Here is an 11949-nt window from a genome sequence, read left to right on the forward strand (position 1 = left end):
GTCTGTGAAAATAGATGCGGAGAATGTTAATGGTGTATTTGTCAATGTACAGAGGATACTGCAATTTATTCATCAGGATAGAGAGAGGAACAACTCTATTTAATTGAAAACTAGCACAATGCTAGCAATTATAAACTCGCTAGGCTTTATCTTAAACTGTGGGCCGACCTGCCTTTTGTGTTTTTTAATAGTGTATAAATGAAGCTGAAAAAGTAAATCGCACTTAAAAGCCTTTTACATGACAGTCAACTAATAACGTGGGTAATTAGTTAAATAAACCTGATGATTTCTTGCGTCATTAATAATTAAATATCTGAATGTAGTTATTAATGCAGGTTAATACATTTGCCTATTTTAATGAGAATTTTCTTATTAAAGCGTGGAAAATATTCTTAGCTTGCGAATCACCAGACACAAGTTTTCAGCAGATAAAAATAGATTTTAGCGATATTAATCTTTGAATTTTGATATTAGTCACATTGCTAGCGCGGCGCTGTGCCTGCATGGATAGCCGTTGAAATGAGCTTCTGTGGCCTTACCGTACAGCCAGGTTAATGAATGAATTTTGATACTTGTTCGATAGGGAATTATATTTCTTTGAATTTAATAGCTATTTGAAAAAGTATCTTAATGATAATCATTTGAAAATTAGTTGTCGGACAGAAATATTTCTCATTTCTTCATTATCTAATGAGTGAGTGTCTTTCAGATCTGGTATTCTGCATTTTGCGGGAAATTTTCCGCTCTATCCAGGGTAGCTTGTTATTAGATTTTAAAAGTGAAGAAAAACTATGACAAATGCAAATCGTCCAATTCTTAATCTAGATCTTGACCTGCTAAGGACTTTTGTTGCCGTCGCCGATTTAAATACTTTTGCCGCCGCCGCAGCAGCAGTATGTCGTACACAATCGGCAGTGAGTCAACAAATGCAGCGCCTAGAGCAGCTTGTCGGAAAAGAACTGTTCGCAAGGCATGGACGCAATAAGTTGTTGACGGAACACGGTATTCAATTACTAGGTTATGCACGTAAAATATTGCGTTTTAATGACGAAGCCTGTACTTCACTAATGTATAGCGATGTTCAGGGTGGGGTAACCATCGGTGCTTCTGACGACACGGCTGACACCATTCTGCCGTATCTGCTCAGTCGCGTGACCTCGATTTACCCCAAACTCTCAATCGACGTTCGCGTTAAGCGCAGTCCGTTTATGCTGCCAATGCTTGAGAGTGATGAGGTTGATCTGGCGATCACCACGATGACCACCACCGATCATCCTCACATTGTATTGAGAACGTCGCCGACGCTGTGGTATTGCTCTGCCGACTTCTCTTATCCTTCAGGGGACAGTGTGCCGTTAGTGCTGCTTGATGAGCCGAGCTCTTATCGCTCGATGGCCATTGATCATCTCAACAAGGCCGGGATCCCATGGCGTATTGCCTATGTGGCCTCGACTCTGTCGGCTATCCGCGCTGCTGTACGTGCCGGACTGGGTGTAACGGTCAGACCTATCGAGATGATGAGTCCAGAGCTGAGAGTATTGGGTGAGCAGGACGGTCTGCCGCGTCTGCCAGATACTCAATATGTGCTATATAAAAATCAGAGCTGCGACAATGATCTCGCCATGGCGATTTTCAATGCCGTAGAGCAGGGCAACGATCCTTATTCTCTGCATAGTTATACTCAGCGTGCTGACATTGACGACGAGTTCCAGGAAGCCCCTTAATTCTTACCAGGCACGGATTTTCCTCCCCCCACCCTGCGAATATTTCGTCAGGGCTGGGGATAGGGGGTCCAAAGGTTAATTAATAACCAACTCATCAGTTTTTCTTTACCAAACCTTCTTTTTCCACGCTTTACCTCACGCATTCTTTCGATTTCATTACCCTCTTGCTGAAGTGTCATTCGTACCAATTAGTTGAGTTTTTAAACACCTTTTGCTCAATGATTTCTTCAAATTTTTGATGAAATGCATTTTTATTTGAAATCATTAATCAAAAACTATTCAAAAATTGTCTTATTTTTTAGCAATCTTGCCTAAAACGTGTCCTGGATCAATAAATAACCCTGTTTCCAGAGTGGAAGAATGGAACATACCTGCGACAATAGTAAGGGTAGAAGCTAAATCATTGACTCCCGTTAACAACCATCCTTTTTTTTAACTTTTTGACTGACTCGATTTAGCTGGCAGCTCCCGCACCATATGTTAATAAAATGATAAGGATGTAAATTAACGTGGAGATACTTTTGTCAAAGTTGACAAAAGGTTATAGAAAAGGGTAAAAAGCCCACAGTAATTCACTGGATAATCGCTTTTTAAACCCCGAACTCTATGAGGTTACCGCTAAAATAGGGTGATTTCTAAACAGGGGACCCGTGAAGACTGGTGGTTATTAATCCTTCCCTTGAATCGATGTGGCAGGCAAATTGCCGAGCAAGAGCAAATGCATGACGCCACTTTTGATGAGTAAGCATAGAGTATGTCAACAGCCACAGATGTCATCGCTCATAACTGGGCGCTCGCAGTTTTTCTTATTATCGCAGTCGGCCTGTGTTGCCTGATGTTGCTGGGCGCAGCTTTCCTGGGAGGGAAGGTTCGCGGTCGTAACACGGAAACGCCATTCGAGTCGGGAATTGCCGCGGTGGGCTCCACTCATATGCGCCTTTCGGCAAAATTCTACCTGGTCGCCATGTTCTTCGTCATTTTCGATGTTGAAGCCCTGTATCTGTACGCATGGTCAACGTCTATTCGTGAAAGCGGATGGACCGGATTTGCCGAAGCCGCCATTTTCATTTTCGTACTTTTAGCCGGCCTGTTTTATCTGGTTCGTATCGGTGCGCTTGACTGGACTCCAACCCGTTCCAAAGGTCCTGTCAAAGCCAGCCCGGTTATCCCGAGCCCAGTCATTAAGACCAGCAATCACCCGCATGGCAATCGCCAACAATAAAGTGAGGCATCAAGATGGACTATACGCTCACGCGCTTAGACCCGAACGGTGAGAACGACCGTTACCCACTGCAGAAACAAGAGACGGTCGCCGATCCTCTCGAGCAGCAAGTTAACCAGAGCGTGTACATGGGGAAACTCGAGCATGCTTTACATGACGTGGTGAACTGGGGTCGTAAAAACTCGCTTTGGCCATTCAACTTTGGTCTCTCATGCTGCTACGTAGAAATGACCACGTCGTTTACTGCGGTACACGACGTGGCACGATTCGGCTCGGAAGTTATCCGTGCCTCGCCTCGTCAGGCCGACTTTATGGTGGTTGCCGGAACCTGTTTTACCAAAATGGCACCGGTTATTCAGCGCCTTTATGACCAAATGCTTGAACCTAAATGGGTTATCTCGATGGGTGCCTGCGCAAACTCCGGCGGCATGTATGACATTTACTCGGTGGTGCAGGGTGTCGATAAGTTCTTGCCGGTAGACGTTTACATTCCTGGCTGCCCGCCGCGCCCGGAAGCGTATATGCAGGCGCTGCTGCTGCTGCAGGAATCCATCGGAAAAGAACGCCGCCCGCTGTCGTGGGTAGTGGGCGATCAGGGTGTTTACCGCGCCAATATGCAGTCTGAAAAAGAGCGTAAACGCGCCGAGCGTATTGCCGTGACCAATTTGCGAACCCCTGACGAGATTTAACACTGTCCGTCAACCCTGAGGGGCGAAACCGTTGAAATTAATCTCTAAAAATAACGGTTGGAAGCCAGGTGATTCTTCCCCTTGGGCATAAATGACCATTTTGTGTGGTGAGAAAATATGACAGATTTGACGACGCAAGACCTCGCTCAGCCAGCATGGCAAACCCGCGATCACCTTGATGATCCGGTAATTGGCGAGCTGCGTAACCGTTTTGGGCCAGAGGCCTTTTCTGTGCAGCCAACCCGTACCGGTATTCCGGTTATCTGGGTTAAGCGCGAGCAGATACTGGAAGTAATTACCTTCTTGCGCAAACAGCCAAAACCTTACGTTATGCTGTATGACCTGCATGGCGTTGATGAACGTTTACGTACCCACCGCGACGGTTTACCGGCTGCGGATTTTTCCGTTTTCTACCATCTGCTTTCGATCGAACGCAACAGCGACATCATGATCAAAGTTGCGCTGGCCGAGAACGATCTTCACTTGCCAACCCTGACCAAGGTTTACCCGAATGCCAACTGGTATGAGCGTGAAACCTGGGAAATGTTCGGCATTACCTTTGACGGTCATCCCCATCTGACGCGCATAATGATGCCGAAGACCTGGGAAGGGCATCCGCTGCGTAAAGACTATCCGGCGCGTGCCACCGAGTTCGACCCGTTCGAACTGACCAGGCAGAGTGAAGATCTGGAAATGGAAGCGCTGACCTTCAAGCCTGAAGACTGGGGCATGAAGCGCGGTACGGAAAACGAAGATTTTATGTTCCTTAACCTCGGTCCTAACCACCCGTCCGCGCACGGTGCTTTTCGTATCGTGATGCAGCTCGACGGTGAAGAGATTGTCGACTGCGTTCCGGACATTGGTTATCACCACCGCGGTGCCGAGAAAATGGGTGAACGCCAGTCATGGCATAGCTACATTCCCTACACCGACCGTATCGAATATCTTGGCGGCTGCGTTAACGAAATGCCTTACGTGCTGGCGGTTGAAAAACTGGCCGGAATTACCGTAGGCGATCGTGTCAACACCATTCGCGTGATGCTGTCCGAGCTGTTCCGCATCAACAGCCACCTGCTTTACATCTCGACTTTCATTCAGGACGTTGGCGCAATGACGCCGGTATTCTTCGCCTTTACCGACCGTCAGAAAATCTATGACGTGGTCGAAGCGATTACCGGTTTCCGTATGCATCCGGCATGGTTCCGTATCGGCGGTGTGGCTCATGACCTGCCGAAAGGCTGGGAACGCCTGATGCGTGAATTCCTTGAATGGATGCCAAAACGTCTTGATTCCTACATGAAGACGGCGCTGAAAAACAGCATCCTGGTCGCTCGTTCGAAAGGCGTTGCCGCTTACAACTCGGAAGACGCGTTGGCGTGGGGCACTACCGGTGCTGGCCTGCGTGCTACCGGCGTTGAGTTCGACGTGCGTAAATGGCGTCCGTACTCTGGCTATGAAAACTTCGATTTTGAAGTTCCGGTTGGCGACGGTATTAGCGATTCCTATTCTCGCGTGATGCTGAAAATGGAAGAGATGCGCCAAAGTCTGCGTATTTTACAGCAGTGTGTCGATCACATGCCTGAAGGTCCGTTCAAGGCCGATCATCCTCTGACAACTCCGCCGCCGAAAGAGCGCACGTTGCAGCATATCGAAACCTTGATCACCCACTTCCTGCAAGTTTCCTGGGGGCCGGTCATGCCTGCCAACGAATCCTTCCAGATGATCGAGGCAACGAAAGGGATTAACAGCTACTACCTGACGAGCGATGGCAGCACCATGAGCTACCGCACTCGCGTGCGCACGCCGAGCTTCCCGCACTTGCAGCAAATTCCGTCGGTTATCCGTGGCAGCCTGGTATCGGACCTCATCGTCTATCTGGGCAGTATCGATTTTGTAATGTCTGATGTGGACCGCTAACGATGACAGATCTTAATAAAAACTCAGAGGTTCAGTATATCAATGTCTCTGCGGCCGGTGCTTTTGATTCCGCGCACGGCAAGCACGGCTTTGAACTGAGCGCGACTGAACGTGAAGCGATTGAGCACGAAAAACATCATTACGAAGATGCCCGTGCCGTGTCGATTGAAGCGCTAAAAATTGTGCAGAAAGAGCGTGGCTGGGTGCCAGATGGCGCAATCTACGCTATCGCAGAGATTCTGGCCATTCCAGCCAGCGACGTCGAAGGAGTGGCAACATTCTATAGCCAAATCTTCCGCCAGCAGGTTGGACGTCACGTAATTCGTTATTGCGACAGCGTGGTCTGCCACATTACCGGCTATCAAGGCATTCAGGCCGCGATTGAAGAAAAGCTCAACATCAAGCCAGGCGAAACCACGCCGGACGGGCGCTTTACTCTGTTGCCGACCTGTTGTCTGGGCAACTGCGACAAGAGCCCGACGATGATGATCGATGATGACACGCACAGCTACCTGAAACCTGAAGAAATCGGTCAGTTACTGGAGCGTTACTCATGAATTTCTACGGATATACGCCAAGAGAAATTATCCGCACGCCGGAGATGCATCCACTGACCTGGCGCATGCGCGAAGACCAGCAGCCGGTATGGATTGATGAATACCGCAGTAAAAATGGCTATGCCGGTGCCGAAAAAGCGCTGAATACTCTGTCGCAAGACGAGATAGTCGCGCTGGTCAAAGACTCAGGTCTGAAGGGACGCGGCGGCGCAGGCTTCTCTACCGGCCTGAAGTGGAGCCTGATGCCGAAAGACGAATCCATGAACATCCGTTACCTGCTGTGTAACGCCGATGAAATGGAACCGGGCACCTACAAAGACCGCCTGTTGATGGAGCAGATGCCGCACCAGCTGGTAGAGGGCATGCTAATCAGTGCTTTCGCGCTGAAAGCCTATCGCGGCTACATCTTCCTGCGCGGAGAATATATCGAAGCCGCCGTCAACCTGCGCCGCGCCATTGAAGAGGCTCGCGCTGCCGGTTTTATCGGTAAAAACATTCTTGGCACCGGATTTGATTTCGAGCTGATCGTGCATACCGGTGCAGGCCGCTACATTTGTGGTGAAGAGACGGCGCTGATTAACTCGCTCGAAGGCCGTCGTGCCAACCCGCGTTCCAAGCCGCCATTCCCGGCATCCGTTGGCGCATGGGGCAAGCCGACCTGTGTCAACAATGTTGAAACGCTGTCCAACGTTCCGGCAATACTGGCCAACGGTGTTGAGTGGTACAAAGGTATTTCGACCAGTGAAGACACCGGCACCAAGATGATGGGCTTCTCCGGCCGCGTGAAAAATCCGGGCGTGTGGGAGCTACCGTTTGGCACCACCGCGCGTGAAATTCTCGAAGAATATGCTGGTGGTATGCGCGATGGACTGAAATTCAAGGCCTGGCAGCCGGGCGGCGCAGGAACCGATTTCCTGACCGAACAGCATCTCGACCTGCCGATGGAATTTGCCAGCATTGGTAAAGCCGGCAGCCGTCTTGGTACTGCGCTGGCGATGGCCGTCGATCACGAAATCGGCATGGTTCCTCTGGTGCGTAATCTTGAAGAATTTTTCTCGCGCGAGTCTTGCGGTTGGTGTACTCCGTGTCGTGATGGTCTGCCGTGGAGCGTCAAGATCCTGCGCGCTCTGGAGCGTGGCGAAGGTCAGCCGGGAGATATCGAAACTCTCGAACAGCTTTGCCGTCAGCTTGGCCCGGGCAAAACATTTTGCGCGCACGCGCCGGGTGCCGTAGAGCCATTGCAGAGCGCAATCAAATATTTCCGTGAAGAGTTTGAAGCAGGCATCGCCAAGCAGCACTACAACAATGCGCGGGCAATTGGCGGCATACAGCCAAACAACCTGCTGAAAGAGCGATGGTAAGTCGAGCTTAAAGATTATTTCTTAAAAGTCTTTTCCAAAAGTATTCGATAGGCAGGTAGGCGGTAACGAAGCGAATCCCCTGAGCTTACATGAAGTCAGTGACTGGGATGAGAGAAGGAAGCCAACATCCCTGCGTGTCGGATAATGAAGGAAAAGGGCCAGAATTTTGGATTAACGCCCGTTTAAACCCGGGCCTTGTGGAAGCATGCTGACTATGGCTACGATTCATGTAGACGGCAAAGAATACGATGTTAACGGAGCGGACAACCTACTTCAGGCTTGCCTCTCTCTAGGCCTCGATATTCCTTATTTTTGCTGGCATCCGGCGCTGGGAAGCGTCGGCGCTTGCCGCCAATGTGCGGTTAAGCAATACCAAAACGCGGAAGATACGCGCGGCCGTTTGGTTATGTCATGTATGACGCCTGCGTCAGATGGAACCTTTATTTCCATCGATGACGGAGAAGCCAAGCAGTTCCGTGAGAGCGTTGTGGAATGGTTGATGACTAACCACCCACACGACTGTCCGGTGTGTGAAGAGGGCGGTAACTGTCACCTGCAAGACATGACGGTGATGACCGGCCACGCCACGCGTCGCTATCGTTTCACTAAACGTACCCACCAGAATCAGGATCTCGGTCCGTTCATTTCTCACGAGATGAACCGCTGTATCGCCTGCTATCGCTGCGTTCGCTACTACAAAGATTATGCAGACGGCACCGATCTCGGCGTGTATGGCGCTCACGACAACGTCTACTTCGGTCGCCCGGAAGACGGTCCGCTGGAAAGCGAATTCTCCGGCAACCTGGTTGAAGTCTGTCCGACTGGCGTATTTACCGATAAAACGCACTCCGAACGCTATAACCGTAAATGGGACATGCAGTTTGCGCCAAGCGTTTGCCAGCAGTGCAGCGTCGGCTGTAACACCAGCCCAGGCGAGCGCTACGGCGAACTTCGTCGTATCGAGAACCGCTACAACGGCACCGTGAACCGCTATTTCCTCTGCGATCGCGGTCGTTTTGGCTACGGCTACGTTAACGCCAAAGATCGTCCTAAACATCCGATGCAGCAGCGCGGCAACGATTGGATAGCGCTGAACGCCGAGCAGGCAATGCAGGGCGCAGCGGATATTATTCGGCAGTCGAGCAAAACCATCGGTATCGGTTCACCGCGCGCCAGTCTGGAAAGTAACTTCGCGTTGCGCGAACTGGTCGGGGCAGAAAACTTCTACACCGGTATCAGCGCCGCCGAGCAAAATCGTCTGGCGATGATCCTCAACATCCTGAAAAACAGCGGTGTGACGACTCCTGCGCTGCACGACATTGAATCCTACGATGCGGTTCTGGTGCTGGGTGAAGACCTGACGCAAACCGGCGCGCGCATTGCGCTGTCCGTTCGTCAGGCGGTGAAAGGTAAAGCTCGCGCCATGGCAGCCGCACAGCGCGTTGCCGACTGGCAGATTGCCGCGATTCAGACCATCGGTCAGCACGCCAAGCATCCGCTATTTGTAACGAATGTCGATAACACCCGTCTGGATGATATCGCAGCCTGGAATTACCGCGCTCCGGTTGACTCACAGGCGCGCTTCGGTTTTGCCATCGCCCATGCGATTGACGAAACCGCGCCGGCCGTCAGTGATTTACCTGAAGGTCTCGACAAGAAAATCGACATGATCGTGCAGGCTTTAACCGGCGCGAGAAAACCGCTGATTATTACCGGCACCAACGCAGGCAGCGATGCAATCATTGCCGCAGCGGCCAACGTGGCGAAAGCCTTGAAAGCACGCGGCAGTGACGTCGGCATTACCTTCGTCGCCTCCGCTGCCAACAGCATCGGTTTGTCACTGATCGGCGGCGGCAGTCTCGATGACGCCCTGAGCCTGCTGAACGACGGCGGTGCCGACAGCGCAATCGTCATGGAAAATGATCTTTACCGTCAGGCACCGGAAGCGGTGGTCGATGCGGCACTGTCTAAAGTGCCGAACCTGTTGGTCGTCGATCACCAGCGATCACGCATTATGGATAAGGCCAGTTTGATCCTGCCTGCGGCGAGTTTTGCCGAAAGCGACGGTACGCTGGTCAATCAGGAAGGCCGCGCCCAGCGCTTCTTCCAGGTTTATGACCCGGCTTATTACGACAACACCGTGGTGATGCTGGAAAGTTGGCGCTGGATGCACTCGCTGCATTCCACCATCAACAGCCGCCGTGTGGACTGGACCCAGCTCGATCACGTGATCGAGGCCTGCGTCGCGGCACTGCCTCAGCTCAACGGCATTGTTGAAGCTGCGCCGGATGCCTCTTTCCGCATTCGTGGTCAGAAACTGGCACGTTCTCCTATTCGTTCCAGCGGACGCACCGCCATGCGCGCCAACATCAGCGTGCATGAACCGCGTCAGCCTCAGGATAAAGACACCATGTTTGCCTTCTCGATGGAAGGGAACAACAGCCCGTATGCTAACCGTCAACAGGTGCCGTTTGCCTGGGCGCCGGGCTGGAACTCACCGCAGGCGTGGAACAAATTCCAGGCCGAAGTGGGTGGCAAACTGCGTCATGGCGATCCGGGCGTGCGTCTGATTGAAGCAGGAGAGGGCAGTCTCGACTACTTCAGCGAGATCCCGGCTGCTTTTGTCGCCGTGGAAAATCACTGGCGCGTTGCCCCTTACTATCACCTGTTCGGTAGTGAAGAGATGTCTCAGCGTTCGAGCGTAATCCAGCAGCGTATGCCTGCACCTTACGTGATGGTTAGCACCGCCGATGCCGCCGCGCTTGGCGTCAATCAGGGCACGCAGGTTGAATTTACCTGTAATGGCCAAACTCTGACGCTGCCGGTTCGCCTCAGCGAGACGCTGGAAAAAGGACAAGTTGGTCTGCCGCTGGGCTTGCCGGGAATTTCTCCGGCGCTGGTGGGCGCAACGGTTGAGAATCTGCGGGAGGCAACCCGATGAGTTGGTTTACACCAGAAGTTATCGACACCATTATCGCCGTGGTTAAAGCGGTGGTGATCCTGTTGGTGGTGGTCACCGTTGGGGCATTTATGAGCTTCGCGGAACGCCGCCTGCTGGGTCTGTTCCAGAACCGATACGGACCTAACCGTGTCGGCTGGGGCGGCTCGCTGCAGCTGGCTGCCGACATGATCAAGATGTTCTTTAAAGAAGACTGGGCACCCAAGTTCTCGGACCGCGCGATCTTTACACTGGCGCCGATGATTGCTTTCAGCTCGATGTTAATGGCGTTTGCGATTGTGCCGGTTTCACCGACCTGGTATGCCGCCAACCTTAATATCGGCATCCTGTTCTTCCTGATGATGGCGGGTTTGACGGTTTACGCCGTGCTGTTTGCTGGCTGGTCCAGTAACAACAAATACTCGCTGTTGGGTGCCATGCGCGCCTCGGCCCAGACCCTGAGCTATGAAGTGTTCCTCGGCCTTTCGCTGATGGGCGTTGTTGCGCAGGCAGGGTCGTTCAACCTGCAAGATATTGTTCGTTCACAAGAACATCTGTGGAACATCATCCCGCAATTCTTTGGCTTCCTGACTTTTGCGATTGCCGGGATTGCGGTTTGTCACCGTCACCCGTTTGACCAGCCAGAAGCCGAGCAGGAACTTGCCGATGGTTACCACATTGAATATTCCGGTATGAAATTCGGTTTGTTCTTCGTTGGTGAGTACATCGGTATCGTGACGGTATCTGCGCTGATCGTCACGCTGTTCTTCGGGGGCTGGCAGGGTCCGTTCTTGCCGCCGTTTATCTGGTTTGCGTTGAAAACCGCGTTCTTCATGGTGATGTTCATTTTGCTCCGTGCTGCTTTGCCTCGTCCTCGTTACGATCAGGTGATGTCATTTGGCTGGCGTATTTGCCTGCCGCTGACCTTGCTGAATCTGTTGGCAACCGCTGCGGTCATTCTGTACAACGCACATTAATATAGGGGTGATTGAACCATGACATTGAAAGAACTGGTGGTTGGTTTCGGCACCCAGGTTCGCAGTTTGTGGCTGATAGGCATGCACGCCTTCGCCAAACGTGAAACCTTGATGTACCCGGAAGAACCCGTTTATCTGCCGCCGCGCTATCGTGGTCGCATTGTTTTGACGCGTGATCCAGACGGTGATGAGCGCTGCGTGGCCTGTAACCTGTGCGCGGTAGCCTGTCCGGTAGGCTGTATCTCGTTGCAGAAAGCCGAGACCAAAGACGGTCGTTGGTATCCGGAGTTTTTCCGTATCAACTTCTCTCGTTGCATCTTCTGCGGACTGTGCGAGGAAGCCTGTCCGACTACGGCTATCCAGCTGACGCCGGACTTTGAGTTGGGTGAATTCAAACGCCAGGATCTGGTGTATGAGAAAGAAGATCTGTTGATATCTGGACCCGGTAAGTATCCGGAATATAACTTTTACCGGATGGCCGGTATGGCAGTGGACGGCAAAGCGAAAGGCGAAGCCGAAAACGAAGCCAAGCCGATCAACGTCAAAGGTCTCATGCCCTAAGGA

General features: G+C 51.7%; 9 protein-coding genes. All 9 read left to right on the forward strand.

Annotation, left to right across the window (positions count from 1 at the left end; all coding sequences use genetic code 11):
- Window positions 1–791: 791 nt before the first annotated feature.
- The 9 genes from lrhA to nuoI all read left to right on the forward strand — a co-directional run bounded on the left by lrhA (window position 792) and on the right by nuoI (window position 11946).
- On the forward strand, window positions 792–1724 hold the full coding sequence (lrhA, locus tag SPM24T3_RS09120; protein WP_009636455.1) for a transcriptional regulator LrhA: 933 nt from the start codon (window positions 792–794) through the stop codon (window positions 1722–1724).
- Window positions 1725–2478: 754 nt separating this feature from the next.
- Window positions 2479–2946, forward strand: a complete 468-nt coding sequence (locus SPM24T3_RS09125) for an NADH-quinone oxidoreductase subunit A (RefSeq protein ID WP_009636456.1) — start codon at window positions 2479–2481, stop codon at window positions 2944–2946.
- Window positions 2947–2960: 14 nt separating this feature from the next.
- Window positions 2961–3635: an NADH-quinone oxidoreductase subunit B family protein gene (locus SPM24T3_RS09130; protein WP_009636457.1), complete on the forward strand. Its 675-nt coding sequence runs from the start codon at window positions 2961–2963 to the stop codon at window positions 3633–3635.
- A gap of 117 nt (window positions 3636–3752) precedes the next feature.
- On the forward strand, window positions 3753–5552 hold the full coding sequence (nuoC, locus tag SPM24T3_RS09135) for an NADH-quinone oxidoreductase subunit C/D (RefSeq protein WP_009636458.1): 1800 nt from the start codon (window positions 3753–3755) through the stop codon (window positions 5550–5552).
- A 2-nt stretch (window positions 5553–5554) separates the two neighbouring features.
- Window positions 5555–6109: an NADH-quinone oxidoreductase subunit NuoE gene (nuoE, locus tag SPM24T3_RS09140; protein WP_009636459.1), complete on the forward strand. Its 555-nt coding sequence runs from the start codon at window positions 5555–5557 to the stop codon at window positions 6107–6109.
- Entirely contained in the window at window positions 6106–7470 is a 1365-nt protein-coding gene (gene nuoF, locus SPM24T3_RS09145) for an NADH-quinone oxidoreductase subunit NuoF (protein ID WP_009636460.1), read from the forward strand. The genes nuoE and nuoF overlap by 4 nt, the downstream gene beginning before the upstream one ends.
- Window positions 7471–7684: 214 nt before the next feature.
- Window positions 7685–10411 (forward strand): NADH-quinone oxidoreductase subunit NuoG, encoded by a 2727-nt coding sequence (nuoG, locus tag SPM24T3_RS09150; RefSeq protein WP_009636461.1) that lies wholly within the window; start codon window positions 7685–7687, stop codon window positions 10409–10411.
- Entirely contained in the window at window positions 10408–11385 is a 978-nt protein-coding gene (gene nuoH, locus SPM24T3_RS09155; RefSeq protein ID WP_009636462.1) for an NADH-quinone oxidoreductase subunit NuoH, read from the forward strand. The genes nuoG and nuoH overlap by 4 nt, the downstream gene beginning before the upstream one ends.
- An 18-nt stretch (window positions 11386–11403) precedes the next feature.
- A complete protein-coding gene (nuoI, locus tag SPM24T3_RS09160) occupies window positions 11404–11946 on the forward strand; it encodes an NADH-quinone oxidoreductase subunit NuoI (protein WP_009636463.1) in 543 nt (180 codons plus the stop codon).
- Window positions 11947–11949 lie beyond the last annotated feature (3 nt).

The sequence above is a fragment of the Serratia sp. M24T3 genome, assembly GCF_000257645.1.
Taxonomy (GTDB): domain Bacteria; phylum Pseudomonadota; class Gammaproteobacteria; order Enterobacterales; family Enterobacteriaceae; genus Rouxiella.